A 15,432-nucleotide genomic window follows, 5' to 3' on the forward strand; every position below is an offset into this window, starting at 1 on the left:
CACTGCCCACTGCGCCGGCGAGCGCCAGCGTCTTTGCGAAATCCCGACGATTCAACACCCTCTCCCCGCGATGGCATGACGCTCGACTTTCACCTGCAACGTCGCATCATGTCAACGTGAGTTCCTGGAAGTGCGACGGCGATGCGTCCTTGAAGTGTTCCACCAGCAGGTTCACGAACGCGGAGACCTTGGGCGCGACATGGCGCTGCGGTGGATACAGCGCCCACACTTCGGTCGTGCCGCCTTCGATATGGCCCCAGCTGACGAGCCTGCCACTCGCGATGTCACCGGCGATCAGCGATGCCGGAAGCATCGCGGCACCCACGCCTTCCAGCACCGCGTCGTAGACCATCGCCATCGACGAGAGGCGCAGCACGGTGCGTGGCGCGATCGTCATGCGCTTTTTTTCATCGATCACACGCCATGTGTCGCTGCGTGCCATTGCCGGGAGGACGACGGCGGGGAATGCTTCGCCGTCACGCGGTCGGGTCAGTGCAGGTGGTGCCGCGACGATGTACCCATCGCGCAGGAAGCAGCGACCCGCGAGTTCCGTGGTCGGCTTGGGATTCGCCCGCACGATCAGGTCGAAGCCTTCCGCGAGGGGATCGACGAAACGATCGTCGGCGACCACTTCCAGATCCACGGCGGGATACAGCGCCGCATAGCGTGCAGCGAGCCGCCCGACGCCGCGCTGGGCGAACAGCACCGGGACGCTGATGCGCAGGCGGCCACGTGGACCGCCGGCGCCCGCGGCGAGGTCCGCGGCGACGTTGTCGATGTGGCCGAGCATGCCCGCCGTCTCACCATGCAGCAGGCTGCCCTCCTCCGTGAGGCGGAACGGCCGCGCCCCGCGCTCGATCAGGCGCACGCCCAGGGCGTCCTCGAGTTCACGCACCCGGCGCGAAAGCGTGGCCTTGGGCCTCCCGGTGGCACGGCTGGCGGCGCCGAAGCCCCGGTGGGTGGCCACGGCGCTGAAATCGGCCAGGGCGAGGAGATCCATGGCGGTGTCTCACTAGCGAGACGACGTGTCCCGTTTCGCTGGCTATCGTACCGCATGCGAGACGCGCAACCTGTGCACATTCCACCCCACACAGGAGTCACCCATGAGCATCCTCGTCACTGGCGCCACCGGCTCGGTCGGTTCCGCCGTCATTGAACGCCTCGCCGCCGCCGGCGCCGATGTGCGCGCCCTCACCCGTCGTCCCGACGATTACCGCGGCCCCGCCGGCATTCGTGCCGTGGGCGGCGAGGCATCCGATCCCAACGCCATCCGCGCCGCGCTGGCCGGGGTCGATACGCTGTTCGTGCTGAACCCGGTGACGCCCGACGAACTCAACCAGGGCCTCACCCTGCTGACGCTCGCCCGCGACGCAGGGATCCAGCGCTTCGTGTATCTCTCGGTACTGAATGCGGAGACCTTCACCGACGTACCGCACTTCACCGTCAAGTACACGATCGAGCGGATGATCGAGCAGTTCGATCTTCCGGCCACCGTGCTGCGGCCTTCGTACTTCATGCAGAACGATGCCGCGCTGAAAGATGCCGCGACGCACGGCGTGTACCCGATGGCGCTGGGCAACGCGGGCATCGAGATGGTCGACGTCCGCGATATCGCCGACATTGCCGCCGCGGCCCTGTTGCGCCGTGCGCGCGCCGCGGGTCCGCTGCCGCGTGAAGTCATCGAGATCGCTGGTCCGGAAGCACTCACCGGCGCCTCGGCCGCGAAGGTGTGGGCCGAAGCGCTCGGCCGTGACGTCAGCTACCTCGGCGATGACCTGGATGCGGCCGAGGCGGCGATCGCCGAGCGCGCACCGGCATGGGCTGCCTACGACCTGCGCCTGATGCTTTCGCGCTTCCACCGCGATGGCATGCGTGCGAAGCCGGCGGCACACGGCACGTTGCAGACGCTGCTGGGACGCGAGCCGCGGACGTATGCGGCGTTTGTCCGCGAGGTGGTTGGTTCGTAAGTGCCGACTTGTGGGAGTGAGCTTGCGAACGATGCTCTTTCGCGAGCACATCGCTCGCAAGCTCACTCCCACAAATTTCGATGCAAGCTCCCAGCAAAGCGTTACTTCGCCGCGTCTTTTAGCGCGGCGATGTCCAGCTTCGTCATGTGCATCAGTGCGGCCATCGCCTTCGGGCTCTTCGCGAGCTCATCGATATCCTCGGGGCAGATCTGCCACGACAGGCCGTAGCGGTCCTTGAGCCAGCCGCAGGCCTGGGCCTTGGGGTCGCCGCCGGCGGAGAGCTTCTCCCAGAAGTGGTCGATCTCCGCCTGGTCCTTGCAATACACGACCAGCGAGAGCGCCTCGTTGAACTTGAAGATGGGTCCACCGTTCAACGCGGTGAGCGGTTCGCCATCGAGTTCGAAGTTCACCGTCATCACCGAACCCTGGGGCCGGCCGGAGGCGTCCGAGGATTCCTTCGTGTAGTGCGTGACGGAGGTGATGCGCGAGTTCGGGAAGATCGACGTGTAGAAATTCGCGGCCTCTTCAGCCTGCGTGTCGAACCAGAGGAACGGGGTGATGCGGCGGAACGGACGGCTCATGGCAGGCTCCCTCGTGGTGGTGTCTACCCCTACGTCGATCAGGCCTCGCCGTTTTCGACATCGCCCTCGCGCTTGTGCTGCGGATCGCCGGAACCGGTGTTCACCGGCTCGACGGGGCCGGGCGGCTGGCCGTGCGAGGGATCGCCGGAGCCGGTCGTGGGGTCATCGTAGGTTTCGCGAGGCGACATGGTGGCGCTCCCCGGTAAGTGGCCCCCATGAGCAAACCACCGCGCACGTAAACGCGATGTTCACGCCCGGCGGGCGAGCGCGACGCAGAAATCCACGAAAGCGCGCACCTTGGGCGGGGCGTGACGCCGCGTGGGGTAGAACGCGTAAAGCGGAAAGGTTTCCTCGGCATGGTCGGGAAACAGCTCCACCAGGCGGCCGTCCTCCAGCGCGTCGCGGACGCTCACTTCCAGGACCTGGGCGATACCGGCGCCCGCCACGCACAGCCCGTACATCGTCGCCGAATCGGTGACGAGGATCGGACCCGTCGTATCGACGGTGGTGACCTTGCCGCGGCGGTGGAACTCCCACTCGAACGGACGGCGGGTCACCGGGTCGCGGAACTGAAGGCATTGGTGAGCCAGCAGGTCTTTCGGCGCGCGTGGCGTACCGTGCGCGGCGAGGTACGCCGGCGCAGCCACCGTCAGCACGCGCGTATCCAGGAGCTTGCGCGCCACCAACGACGACGACTCCGGCACGCCGAAACGCACCGCGACATCGATACCCTCGGCGATCAGGTCGCCGATGTCATCGCGGGTGACGATCTCGATCTCCAGTTGCGGGTGCTCCGCGAGGAACCCCGTGAGGCTTGGTGCGACGACCAGCCGCGAGAACATCGGGTCCAGGCTGACCCGTAGCCGTCCACGCACGGCCTGCGAATCGCCGGCGGCGGAAATCGCGGCTTCCTCGATGCCCGACAGCAACGGCCCGACCTGGGCGACGAGGCGCTCGCCTTCGTCCGTGAGGTGGACCGAGCGCGTGGTTCGCTGCAGCAGGCGCACCCCGAGCCGCGCCTCCAGTCGGCCGATCGCGCGGCTTACCCCGGAAGGCGAAAGGCCCAGGGCATCGGCGGCGCGGGCGAAGTTGCCTGTCTCCACGACGGCAACGAGAACGCTGAGGTTGCCGAGCAGGCGGCTGTCGGTGGACATGGTGGCGACTCGTGAGCGTATGTCACGAACGATCCGCCGGTCACGCGCTCCAGTCAATAACTGGCGGGGTCAGAACCAGACCCGGACGCCCGCCACCCAGCGCCGGTCCGTAATCCGCCGGCCCTGTTCCGCGGCGAGGTCGGCGGTACCGCTCGTCAGGTGCTCCCAGGCCACGCCGACGTACGGCGCGAACGTGCGCGTGAACTCGTAACGCAGGCGGAGGCCACCCTCCGCTGACGAGATGCCGGAGCGCAGCTGGCGCCGCACATCGTCCTTGCCGTAGGCGTTCACTTCGAGCTCCGGCTGCAGGATCAGGCGCTGCGTGATCCGCAGTTCGTACTCGGCGCGCACGCGCGCCGCCGTGCGGCCGCCCTGCCCCACATATGCCGTCGCCTCGAGTTCGAACCAGTACGGCGCGAGCCCCTGCAGGCCGAACGCCGCCCACTGGCGCTTCGGGCCTTCGCCGAAATCGCTGCGCACGCCGAGCTGCGTGTCCCAGAAGGTCGCGACGGCGTGGCTCCAGAGCAGCTCCACGTCGCCATCGCGCGGCCGGCCATCCTCGCGTTCGCCCTCGCTGCGCAGCCACAGCTTGTTTGCGTCATTCCCGTACCAGCCTTCGGCTTCCCACGACTGGCCGTGACCGCCCTGCCCCGCGAACGCTTCCAGCCGATCGAGCAACAGCGTGGCGCTGGGCGCGGTGTCATCCATGTCATGCATCGCCATCCCGTGCATGGCCGATGGCGCGATACCGTCGGAATAATCCGGGTTGCGGGCATCCGCCGGCGCCGAACCACCCTGCATCGGGCCCATCTTCATGCTGCCCATGTCATGCATCGCCGGCATGTCACCCATGGCATGGCCTGCATGCGGGTCCTGCACCGGGGACGGCGCAGCTGGCTCCGCGGGTGGCGTATCGGTGTGATGCATGCCCGCATGGTCCATGCCGCTCATCGCAGGCATCTCCTGCGCAGCCGCGGCGAAGGGCCACAAGGCGACGACGAGCCACGCGCGCTTCACGACACCACCACTTCGCGGAACATGCCCGCTTCCATGTGGAACAGCATGTGGCAGTGGAACGCCCAGCGCCCCGGGTTATCCGCCGTCACCGCGTAACTCACCTGCTGCGCCGGCTGCACGTTCACCGTGTGCTTGCGTGCCTGGAATGCGCCGTCGGGCGTCTCCACCTCGCTCCACATGCCGTGCAGGTGGATGGGGTGGTTCATCATCGTGTCGTTCACCAGGGTGACGCGCAGGCGTTCGCCCTGGCGGAAGTGGACCGGCTTCGCCTCGGAATATTTCTGCCCATCGAAGCCCCACGCGAAACGCTCCATGTTGCCGGTGAGGTGCAGCTCGATCGTACGTCCTGGCTCGCGCGTGTCGATGGGCCCACCGACCGTGTGCAGGTCGGCGTAGGTGAGCACGCGGTGCTTGCGGTCGCGCAGCCCGACACCGGGATCGTCGAGGTTCGTGCGCGGCATGTCGACGTGCATGTCCGTGTTCGGCCCGTACTCCGTGCTCGCATGGTGCGCCATGACCATGTCGCCATCGGTGGCGTCGTCCGCCATGGAACCCATCATGTCGCGCATGGCCAGGCGAGGACGCGCATCGAGTGCGGGCACGGCGGCCTGCATGCCCGCGCGGGGCGCGAGCGTGGCGCGCGCGTAGCCGGAGCGATCGATCGATTGCGCGAACAGCGTGTACGCGCGGTCGTCCGTCGGCGTGACGATGACATCGTACGTCTCCGCCGCCGACAGCCGCAGTTCGTCCACGTCGACCGGCACGATGTCCTGCCCGTCCGCCGCGACCACCTGCATGCGCAGGCCCGGGATGCTCAAGTCGAAGATCGAATTGGACGAGCCGTTGATGAGGCGCAGTCGCACGCGTTCACCGGGCCGGAACTCGCCCGTCCAGTTGCCTGCGGGCGCGGTGCCGTTCACGAGATAGGTATAGGTCGCGCCGGAAACATCCGCGAGGTCGGTGGGGTTCATCCGCATCTGGTTCCACATGCGGCGCATCGCCACTGCGTCGTGGAAGCCCTTCTCGCGCGCGTCGCGAAGGAAGCCGGCCAGCGTCGGCTGACCGTAGTTGTAAATGTCGGAGCGCGTGCGCAGCTTCGCGTACACGCTCTCCGGATCTTCATCCGTCCAGTCACTGAGCAGGATCACGTGCTCGCGATCGGCCGGGTAGCGTTCGCCACCCGCAGGCTCGATCACGATGGCACCATACAGGCCGCTTTGTTCCTGGAACCGGCTGTGTGCGTGGTACCAGTAGGTACCCGCCTGTTTCGCGGGAAAGCGGTACGTGAACGTGCTGCGCGTGCCGATGCCGTCGAAGCTGAGGCCCGGGACGCCATCCTGGCTCGCCGGCACGACCAGTCCGTGCCAGTGGATGGAGGTCACGCTATCGAGCTGGTTCTCGACGGCGATCACGACATCGTCGCCCTCGCGCCAGCGGAGCGTCGGGCCGGGCACGCCTCCGTTCACCGTGACGGCCTTGCGCGCGCGCCCCGTGAAGTCGACAGCCGCCTCACGCACGGCGAGCCGGAAGGCCGGGCCCTGCAACGCCGCCATGCGCGGCATGGCCCGGTCGGGCTGGCCCGCGCGGACGACACCTGCGGCCAGGCCCACCCCGGCAACCGCCAGGCCCTGGACAAAGCGGCGGCGCGCGGGATCGAACGGGGCAAGACGGCGGCCGTGCATGGCGTGCGAGGATCCGGTGGGCGTGACGGGATGCCGAGCGTAGCGAGGCCCCGCACCGCCCGACAACTCTGGATCAGGCTCCGTGCGGGCTGCACGGCCTGTTCACCGCCACCCGCCAATCATCGCGAGCATGAGCCTGCAGGACTACCGGAAGAAGCGCGACTTCACCCGGACGCGCGAACCCGCGCCCGAGGGCAGCGCGCGCGGTGGCCGCGCGATCTTCGTCGTGCAGTTGCACCACGCCTCGCGCCGCCACTTCGATTTCCGCTTGCAGGTCGGTGATGTACTGCGCAGCTGGGCCGTGCCGAAGGGCCCGAGCTACGACCCGAAGGTGAAGCGCCTCGCCGTCGAAGTGGAAGACCACCCTGTCGCCTATGCGGACTTCGAAGGCGATATCGAACACGGCTACGGCAAGGGCCATGTCGACACGTTCGATCGCGGCGTCTGGTCGACGACGGGCGACGCCGAGGCGCAGTTGCAGAAGGGCCACCTCAGCTTCGAGCTCTTCGGCAAGCGGCTGAAGGGCGCATGGCATCTTGTCCGCAGCGGCAGGAAGGAGCGCCAGCCTGCGTGGTTCCTGATCAAGGCCGACGACGCCTACGCCGGCGATGTCGAAGCGGACGACCTGCTGGATACGAAGATGCGCGAGAGCACGCGGCGTGCCGCCAAAACCCCTGCAACGAAGGCCGCGGCGAAGAAGAGCACCGCACGTAAGAAGGCCGCGCCGAAGGGGCGCCGCGTGCCGGTCGCCACGCTGACGAAGGCCGCAGCGGCCATTGCCGGCGCGAAGAAGGGGAAGCCCTCGACGGCCTTCTTCGCACCGCAACTCGCACGCCTGCGCGAGACACCGCCGCAAGGCGAGCAGTGGCTGCATGAGGTGAAGTGGGACGGTTACCGCATCCTCACTGGGATCGCCAACGGCGAGGTCGAGACGTGGTCGCGCAACGCCCTGCCCTGGAACGAGCGCATCCCCGAGATCGTGCAGGCCGTTGAAGCGCTCGGCCTCGACAGCGCGCGCCTGGATGGCGAACTCATCGCGGTGGACGCGCAGGGTCGCAGCGACTTCAACGCGTTGCAGAAGACCTTATCGGGCGAGGCACAGGCGCCGCTCGTGTACATGTTGTTCGATATGCCGTTCTTCCAGGGCATGGATCTGTCGCGCACGTCGCTGGCCGACCGCAAGGCGCTGCTCGAACGCCTGCTCGCGCACGCGCCATCCCACCTCGGCTACAGCGGCCACAACGTCGGCGATGGCGACGCGGTGTTCGCCATGGCGATGAAGGAAAAACTCGAGGGCATCATCTCGAAGCGCGCCGACGGCGCATACCACAGCGGCCGCAACGATGACTGGCTGAAGATCAAGCGGCTGGAGGCCGACGAGTTCGCGGTAGTCGGCTACACGCCAGCGAAAGGTTCGCGCGTGTCGTTCGGCTCGCTCCTGCTGGCGAAGCCCGGTGCGAAGGGACGCTGGACCTACGTCGGCCGCGTCGGCACGGGCTTCACCGACGAGATGTTGCGCGAATTGGGCAAGTCGCTGGCCAGGGGCGGGGCGAAGAAACCACCGGTACCGCTCGACGGCATCGATCCCCTGCTCCGCGGCGCGCTATGGGTCGAGCCCAGGGTCGTCGCCGAGGTTTACTACCGCGGCATCGGCAACCAGAACCTCCTGCGCCAGCCCAGCCTGAAAACCCTGCGCCCCGACAAGAGCCCCAAAGACCTCCGCGACAGCGACCGCGCCACGCCCGTAGGAGCGCACCCTGTGCGCGACGCCGTTCGCCCCAAGGCAACAGGCCGCGCCACCGCTTCCGCTGAAACGCCCACCTCCCGACGGCCCGCCAAGGACCCACCCATGGCCGCGAACGACATCACCATCACCCACCCCGACCGCGTGGTCTACCCCGACGACGGCATCACCAAGCAGGACGTCGCTGACTACTACAAGGCGGTGATGCCCTGGTTCCTGCCCCCGATCGCCGACCGGCCGATGCCCATGCTGCGCTGCCCCGGCGGCATCGGCGAGCACTGCTTCTTCCAGAAGCACATGATCTCGGGCCTCAAGCATGTGGGTTCGGCAAAACTCAAGGAAGAAACCGGTGCGCAGGCCGTTTACCTGTATCCGAAGGACGAAACCGGGCTGATGGAACTGGTGCAGTTCGGCGCCATCGAATTCCATCCCTGGGGCTCGCACGTGGAAACACCAGATGCGGCCGACCGGGTGATCTTCGACCTGGACCCGGGCGACGGCGTGGCCTGGTCTCGCGTGGTGGCGGCGGCGCGCATGGTTAGGGATTTTCTCAAGCAGCTGGGGCTGACCTCGTTCGTGCGCACCACGGGCGGCAAAGGCCTGCATATCGTCGTGCCGCTGGCGCCCGCCGCGGACTGGGACACCGTCCGAACGTTCGCCAGGGGCTTCGCCGAAGCCCTTGCCCAGGCCCATCCGCTGGAATTCGTCGCGACGGCGACGAAGAAGGTGCGCGGCGGCAAGATCTATCTCGACTACCTGCGCAATGGCCGTGGTGCAACGGCCGTGGCCTCGTATTCCCTGCGCGCCCGCGCGGGCGCACCGGTAGCGGTGCCGCTGCGCTGGGAGGACCTCGGCAAGCTCAAATCCGGCGCGGACTTCAACATCCATACGGTGCCTAAGCGCCTGGCCCGGCAGAAGAAGGATCCCTGGGAAGGCATCGACTCGGTGCGCCAGAGCCTGGATGACGTGGTGGAGCGGCTGGGCCTGTAAACTGGTCGAAATCTCATACGGCCTTTCCCGCATGTTCGCCTCGCTACCCGTGTTCCTCCGTGTCCCCCTCGCCTGCCTGTTCCTGCTGGTGAACACGGTGCTGCACGTGCTGCCGCTGTTCCTGCTGACGCTGGTGCGCCTCGTGCTGCCCGTGCGCTCACTGCGCGACGCCTGTGGCGGCGCGCTCGTGCGGATCGCGGAGAGCTGGCTGAGCGTCAACGCCTGGCTGTGGGGCGCCTTCACCCGCACGCGCTGGACTGTCGAGGGCGTCGACGGCCTCACGCCGCGGGATAACTACCTCGTGGTCTGCAACCACCAGAGCTGGATCGATATCCCTGCCCTGCAGAAGGTGTTCAACCGGCGCATCCCGTTCATGCGCTTCTTCCTGAAGAGCCAGCTCATCTGGGTGCCGCTGCTGGGCCCGGCGTGGTGGGCGCTCGATTTCCCGTTCATGAAGCGCCATTCGCGCGAGGAGCTCGAGCGCCGTCCCGAGCTGAAATCGCGCGACCGCGATGCCACGCGCCGTGCGTGCGAGAAGTTCCGCCATGTGCCGGTGGCGATCATGAACTTCACCGAGGGCACCCGCTTCACCCAGGCCAAGCACGACGCGCAGAAGTCTCCGTACCAGCACCTGCTCCGGCCCAAGGCCGGCGGCGTGGCCTTCGTCATCGACGCGATGGGCGACGCCATTCGCCACATGCTCGACGTCACCATCGTGTATCCCGACGGCGCCGGCAGCATGATGGACATGATCGCCGGGCGCATCCGCGAGGTCCGCATCCACGTACGCAAGCTGCCCATCCTGGACAGCATGCGCGGCGATTACGAAAACGACACGGCGTTCCGCGAGCGCTTCCAGGCGTGGATCAACGAGCTGTGGACGGAAAAGGACGAGCGCATCGCGCAAAGCCTGGCAAGGCCGTCGTAATTCGCGACGGACGTGTGGGAGCGTGCTTGCACGCGATGGGTGCTTGTCGCAACCTCCATCGCGCGCAAGCGCGCTCCCACAACAGCGCTATTTCGCCTCGTCTTTCAGCTTCTCTTCCAGGCGGTCGCGGCCGGATTGCGCGTAAATCGCGCACGTCTTCCCTTCACCCTGCTCGGGGTGCGGCGTTACCAGGATGTCGCACGGTAGCGCCGCGACGCGGTCGAACGTTTTCCGGTATTCGGCGACGAACGCGGGATGGTCGGTGTACCGATACGTAGCCGACGAGAACGCGAACAGGCTGTCGACATACGCAATGTGCTTGCACGCGCTGCCTTTGCAGGCGTCCCAGGTCCATGCCGTGCCGCCGGGTGTGTGGCCGGGGGTGATATGCGCCGTGAGTTTCAGCGGGCCGACGGTGACCACACTGCCGTCGACGATGTCGCCGGTGACCGGGAATACCGGGTAGGCATCCTTAAAGTCGGCTTCGTACTGCGGATCATCCGGGTCCTTGCCGCCGAGGCGCATGGCCTTCGCACCTGCCGCGGTCGCGCGCACCGTGGCGCCACTGTCCTTTGCCAGCTGGCCGATCGCGCCCGCGTGGTCGTGGTGCGCGTGCGAATTGAGGATGAGCTTGATGTCCTCGACGCGGAAGCCGAGTTTGCGGATGTTCGCCTCGATCAGGGGCGCGTTACCGGTCCAGGTGCCATCGATGAGGATGTGGCCCTGCGGTGATGTGATGAGGATCGAGGAGAGGCCCTTCGTGCCGACCTGGTACGTGTTGCCGTAGATCACGTGGGGCGGCGAAGGCTCGCTCCACTCCTTCACGGGCGCGGTGGGCGACGCCGCGAAGGCGGGCAGGGCGATAAGGCCGGCGAGCAAGGGCAGGGTGCGGCGCATTGGGTATTCCCCCGTGATGTGGATGCGCAGCTTAGCGGCGGCGGCCGGCCGCGTTGGGGCCTGTTATCTGGCAGAAAGCGGGCGGCGCCTGCGGGCTCGCCAGAACAGGAACCCCGTAACCAGCAGGAAGCTCGGCAGCAGGCCGGTGAAGCACGCCACCACGCGCCAGGCCACGCCGCCCACGGCTGCGGAATGGATCGGGAACAGCGCGTCCGACAGGCGGCCACCCGTGCCTAGCTTCGTGGCATCGACGCCGCCGATCACCTTCGCGTCGTGGCCATCGATGAACACCATGCTGCGCCCGGCGAGGTTCCACTCACCGGCATGGCGCACGCGCACCGTGATCGTGCCGGTGTCCTTGCCCGGCAGGGTCAGGCGGGTCATCTCCGCATCTGGCGCGGCCGCCTGCGCGGCGGCGAGCACGGCGGCCCAGTCCACCGGGCCGTCGACGGGTGCGGTCTTCGGAGGCTTCGCTGGAGCCTTTTCGCCGAACGCCGCGGTCAGCCCGTTACGGACCGCGCCGCGGTAAGCCATGGTCGTGCCCGTGCCGATCATCACGATCAGCAGGGGCAGGGCAATGACGCCGACCGCGCGATGGAAGCTTGCCCAGCGCAATACGGGCGGATTGGCGTGCGGCTTGAGGTGCTTCAGCGCGCGCGACCGCCCCGGCCAGTACAGCCACACGCCCGAGAACAGCATGAATAACCCGGTGATCGCGACGACGCCCAACACCGTTTCACCAACCTCGCCCGTCAGCAGGTGGGTATGCCAGTCGAGCAGGGTCAGCAGGCCATCACCGCTCTTGTGCCGCACCAGAAGCTTCTCGCCGGTGGTCGCATCGAAGTAGAAGCGATCGCCGCCGCGGGCCTGGGCTTCCCATACAGGCAGTTCCGCGTCGGGGAGCGAGAGGCCACGCAGGCCCTTCGCTTCCTTCGAGGCGAGCACGGTTTCCAGCGAACGCGCCTGCGTCGCCAGGTCAGGCAGGGGCCGCGACGCAAGCTCGGGATGCCCTGCGGCGAACAGCGGCTGCTCCCAAAGCAGCACGCTGCCCGAAAGAGTCACCAGCGCCAGCAACAGGCCAAGGGAAAGGCCCAGCCACAGGTGCAGGGTCTTCAGGGTGCTGCGGAAACGGCGCGGGCGAGGGGTCATCAGAAGTCCACCGAGGCCTGGACGAAGTACGTGCGCGGCATGCCGACGTAAAGGCCATCGTTGTTGTCGGTGCTGCGCGTGAAGTAGCGGCGGTCGAAGAGGTTCTTCACGCCCACGCCGACGCGCAGGTTCGACAGCGAGGGACCGAACGCGTATTCACCGCGCGCGTTCCATGTCGTCCAGCCCGGGATGTTGCCGAGATCGCCATCGGCGGAGGGCTCGGTCACGTACTCGGTCGGATGCGCGGGATCGAAGCTCGGGGAGCCGGGCGAATGCTGGCGCGACTGCGAGAACGCATCGAGGTTGAACGTCCACGCGGCGATGTTATAGCGCAGGCCGAGGTTCGCCGTGCGCCGCGAGTAGAACGGCAGATCCCTTCCGGCGAACGAGCCATGCTTGTAGAAGGCATGCGTGTACGTGGCCGTGCCCCACAGGGTCAGGCCGTCGAGCGCATCCGCGAACGAACCGAAGTCGAGGTGCGCGGAGGTTTCGATGCCCTTGTGCGTCGTCGCACCCAGGCTGGTCCAGCCTTCGTACGAATCGGGCACGTTGGGCAGCTTGCCGACCAGCTGCAGCTCGTGGTCGAAGTTGATGCGGAACAGGCTGACTTCACCGCCCCACGCCTTGCTGTCGTAACGGGTGCCGATCTCGTACGTGCGCGCCAGCTCGGGTTCGAGGCCCTGCGCGAACTGGCCGGTGGAATCCTTCTGGCCGATCTGGAAGTACTGCAGCGAGCCGAACGAGGTTTCCGCGTTGGCATACAGCTTCCACGCCTCGCTCAGGTGGTACATGACGTTCAGCGACGGCAGCGGCTTCGAGTAATTCTCGCGGCGCGCCGTGGGGCCCTTCATGATCACGGTGCTGCTCGGGTGCGCCTGCCACTGGCTGCGGATGCGCTCGTAGCGCAGGCCCGGCGTGATCGTCCAGTCGCCCGCGTTGATCGTGTCGTCGATGTACAGCGCGTGCGCCTCGTTGCTGCCGGTGTTGTTGCCGGAGAGGACATACGGGCCGTTGTACGGGTCGCCGGTGAACGGCGTGTACCAGAGGCTGGAGTTGTACTTGTTGTTGCGGAAGGTCTGCTCGTGCATCGCTTCGTTGGTGTAGCGGTAGCCAACGCCGATCTCGTGCGTCACCTGGCCCCAGTCGAACAGCTGCGAGTAACGCGGCTCGATCGCGAACACGTGGTAATTGCGCGGGTAAGCGATGAGCTGGTGCGCGTAGCTGCCGTTCGGATTCTCGGTGATGGTCTCGATGTGGCTGCCACGGAAGCTGTCGGAGTAGTACGACTGCACCTCGAACGAACGGCGATCCTCCACGTGGCTGTACTTCAACACGTAGTCGGTGCGGCGGCCGTGGAAATCGTCATACGGGCGGCGCGACTGGAACGGATCCGCGTCGTAATCCGCCTGGGTGAGGCCACCGGGCATGCCGGCCTGGCCGTCGTAATGGTGGATGCTGCCGGTCAGCGTGTCTTCGCTGGTGATCGCGTACTTCGCCTTGAGCATCACGTCGTCGATGCTCTCGTTATCCTCGTGCTCGCGGTAACCCGGGCCATGCAGGCCGTTGTAGAGCAGGGCGAGGCCGAGGCCGTTCTGCATCGTGCCGCCGAGGAACAGGTTGCTGTTGGTGCGGATGCCACCGTGCTCGCTGCCCTGGAACTGCACGCCGGCGCTGCCGCCGAAGGTCTCCGGGATATCACGCGTCACGAAGTTGATGATGCCGCCGACGTTCTGCGGCCCGTAGCGCACGGAGCCGCCACCGCGCACCACGTCCACCGCCTGCAGGTTGCCCAGGCCGACCGGGGCCATCGAGACCTGCGGCTGCCCGTAAGGGGCCACCGCCAGCGGCACGCCGTCGAGCAGGATGGTGGAACGCGGCGAGAGGCGCGAGGTAAGGCCGCGCACGCCGACATTCAGCGAGACGTCGCTGCCACCGGTGCCGTTGCTCTCCTGCACCTGCACGCCGGGGATCATGCGCAGCGCATCACGCAGGTTCGTCGCGCCAGCCTCGCGCAGGGTCTCGCGGCGGACGACGGTGCGGGCGCCGGGGTGGTTCTGCACGGTGTTCTGCTGCGCATCGCCCAGCCAGTCGCCGACGACTTTCACGCCCTCGAGGTTGGTGGGGGCGGGCGGCGGGGTGGCGTCCTGCGCGAATACGGCCGGCGCGGCGAACGTGGCGGCCAGCGCGAGGGCGAGGACGGTGGGGCGGAGGGACATCGACAGCAGCCTTTTGGATCGAGCGAAAGGTGCTAATCGTAAATACGACTGATTATCAGATCAAATACATCATGGTATAGGGCGCGAATACGGCTGCAATTGGCGCAACAGGTCGAATCCGGCCATAATCCGCGCATGCCCATGCCGCTGGCCATCGTCATCGTCGCCCCACCGGGGGTCCAGATGCTGGACGTGTCCGGCCCGGCGGACGTGTTCGCCGAGGCAAACCGGCAGACGGGCCGCGAGGTCTACAAGGTGCTGACCGTCGGCACCGCACCTCTCGCCGTGGCCTCCTCGTCGGGCATGCGCTTCCTGCCCGATCGCAGCACCCAGGACGACATCCCCACGCTGGATACCCTGCTGGTGGCTGGCTCGCCGGACCTGCCCCACGCCGCGACCGACCTGCATACGCTGGACTGGCTGCGCCTGCATGCGACCCGCGCGCGCCGGTATGGCTCGATCTGCAGCGGCGCCCTGCTGTTCGCCCAGACTGGCCTGCTGGACGGACGGCGCGTCACCACCCACTGGAAGGTCGCCGAACTGCTGGCGAGCCGCCACGCCACGCTGAGCGTGGAGGCCGATGCCTTCGTCATGCGCGACGGCCCGGTCTGCACCGCGGCCGGCGTCACGGCGGGCATGGACCTGGCTATTGCCCTCGTGGAAGAAGACCTCGGCCGCGACGTGGCCATGGCGGTCGCGGCGGAGCTGGTGTTGTTCTACCGCCGGCCAGGCGGGCAGATGCAGTTCAGCCGCCACGGCGAGGCGGCACCGGCGGGACGGGGCGCGCTCCAGGAATTGCAGCGTTACGTCGCGGCCCATCCGGGCGAGGATCATTCCGTGGCCGACATGGCCGCGCGCGCCGGCATGAGCCCGCGCCACTTCGCCCGGGTCTTCCACCGCGAAGTCGGCATGACCCCCGCGGAGTTCGTCGAGAACATGCGCGTCGAGGCGGCACGCCGCTGGCTCGAGGAAGGCCACGACACGCCCAAGCGCGTCGCGGCGAAGCTGGGCTACGCCGATGCGAACGGCCTGCGCCGGGCCTTCATGCGCCGGCTGGGTGTCACCCCCGCCGATTACCGCAAGCGCTACGCCCACGCGCGGGATTGA

General features: G+C 67.4%; 13 protein-coding genes. 4 read left to right on the forward strand and 9 right to left on the reverse strand.

Annotated elements, in window-relative coordinates; genetic code table 11:
- Window positions 1–106 precede the first annotated feature (106 nt).
- Window positions 107–1,000: a LysR family transcriptional regulator gene (locus tag ACZ6YI_RS15820; RefSeq protein ID WP_465779500.1), complete on the reverse strand. Its 894-nt coding sequence runs from the start codon at window positions 998–1,000 to the stop codon at window positions 107–109.
- Window positions 1,001–1,103: 103 nt separating this feature from the next.
- On the opposite strand from ACZ6YI_RS15820, the gene ACZ6YI_RS15825 reads away from it, so the two are divergent.
- A complete protein-coding gene (locus ACZ6YI_RS15825; RefSeq protein ID WP_465779501.1) occupies window positions 1,104–1,967 on the forward strand; it encodes an SDR family oxidoreductase in 864 nt (287 codons plus the stop codon).
- A gap of 101 nt (window positions 1,968–2,068) precedes the next feature.
- Here ACZ6YI_RS15825 and ACZ6YI_RS15830 read toward each other — a convergent pair whose 3' ends face one another.
- From ACZ6YI_RS15830 to ACZ6YI_RS15850, 5 genes are all read right to left on the reverse strand, one after another.
- Entirely contained in the window at window positions 2,069–2,548 is a 480-nt protein-coding gene (locus ACZ6YI_RS15830; protein WP_465779502.1) for a VOC family protein, read from the reverse strand.
- A gap of 38 nt (window positions 2,549–2,586) precedes the next feature.
- A complete protein-coding gene (locus tag ACZ6YI_RS15835; RefSeq protein WP_440324865.1) occupies window positions 2,587–2,736 on the reverse strand; it encodes a hypothetical protein in 150 nt (49 codons plus the stop codon).
- Between the two features lie 60 nt (window positions 2,737–2,796).
- Window positions 2,797–3,702: a LysR family transcriptional regulator gene (locus ACZ6YI_RS15840; RefSeq protein WP_465779503.1), complete on the reverse strand. Its 906-nt coding sequence runs from the start codon at window positions 3,700–3,702 to the stop codon at window positions 2,797–2,799.
- A 69-nt stretch (window positions 3,703–3,771) separates the two neighbouring features.
- Window positions 3,772–4,719 carry a copper resistance protein B gene (locus ACZ6YI_RS15845; RefSeq protein ID WP_465779504.1) on the reverse strand — a complete coding sequence of 316 codons (948 nt, stop codon included), beginning with the start codon at window positions 4,717–4,719 and terminating at the stop codon, window positions 3,772–3,774.
- The gene (locus tag ACZ6YI_RS15850) at window positions 4,716–6,401 is read right to left on the reverse strand and encodes a copper resistance system multicopper oxidase (RefSeq protein ID WP_465779505.1); all 1,686 of its coding nucleotides are present in this window, start codon (window positions 6,399–6,401) and stop codon (window positions 4,716–4,718) included. Before ACZ6YI_RS15850 ends, ACZ6YI_RS15845 begins: the two co-directional genes overlap by 4 nt.
- Before the next feature lie 130 nt (window positions 6,402–6,531).
- Here ACZ6YI_RS15850 and ligD point away from each other — a divergent pair, with 130 nt between their 5' ends.
- Both ligD and ACZ6YI_RS15860 read left to right on the forward strand, forming a co-directional pair.
- Window positions 6,532–9,135 (forward strand): DNA ligase D, encoded by a 2,604-nt coding sequence (gene ligD / locus ACZ6YI_RS15855; RefSeq protein ID WP_465779506.1) that lies wholly within the window; start codon window positions 6,532–6,534, stop codon window positions 9,133–9,135.
- 31 nt (window positions 9,136–9,166) lie between these two features.
- Window positions 9,167–10,063, forward strand: a complete 897-nt coding sequence (locus tag ACZ6YI_RS15860; protein WP_465779507.1) for an acyltransferase — start codon at window positions 9,167–9,169, stop codon at window positions 10,061–10,063.
- Between the two features lie 87 nt (window positions 10,064–10,150).
- On the opposite strand, the gene bla is transcribed toward ACZ6YI_RS15860, so the two are convergent.
- The 3 genes from bla to ACZ6YI_RS15875 form a co-directional block, all read right to left on the reverse strand.
- Window positions 10,151–10,960 carry a subclass B3 metallo-beta-lactamase gene (gene bla, locus ACZ6YI_RS15865; protein ID WP_465779508.1) on the reverse strand — a complete coding sequence of 270 codons (810 nt, stop codon included), beginning with the start codon at window positions 10,958–10,960 and terminating at the stop codon, window positions 10,151–10,153.
- Window positions 10,961–11,023: 63 nt separating this feature from the next.
- The gene (locus ACZ6YI_RS15870) at window positions 11,024–12,109 is read right to left on the reverse strand and encodes a PepSY-associated TM helix domain-containing protein (RefSeq protein ID WP_465779509.1); all 1,086 of its coding nucleotides are present in this window, start codon (window positions 12,107–12,109) and stop codon (window positions 11,024–11,026) included.
- Window positions 12,109–14,325: a TonB-dependent receptor family protein gene (locus tag ACZ6YI_RS15875; protein WP_465779510.1), complete on the reverse strand. Its 2,217-nt coding sequence runs from the start codon at window positions 14,323–14,325 to the stop codon at window positions 12,109–12,111. The genes ACZ6YI_RS15870 and ACZ6YI_RS15875 overlap by 1 nt, the downstream gene beginning before the upstream one ends.
- 135 nt (window positions 14,326–14,460) lie before the next feature.
- Between ACZ6YI_RS15875 and ACZ6YI_RS15880 the strand changes: the two genes are divergently transcribed.
- Window positions 14,461–15,432: a GlxA family transcriptional regulator gene (locus tag ACZ6YI_RS15880; RefSeq protein ID WP_465779511.1), complete on the forward strand. Its 972-nt coding sequence runs from the start codon at window positions 14,461–14,463 to the stop codon at window positions 15,430–15,432.

The organism is Luteibacter sp. NPDC104163, from assembly GCF_055584245.1.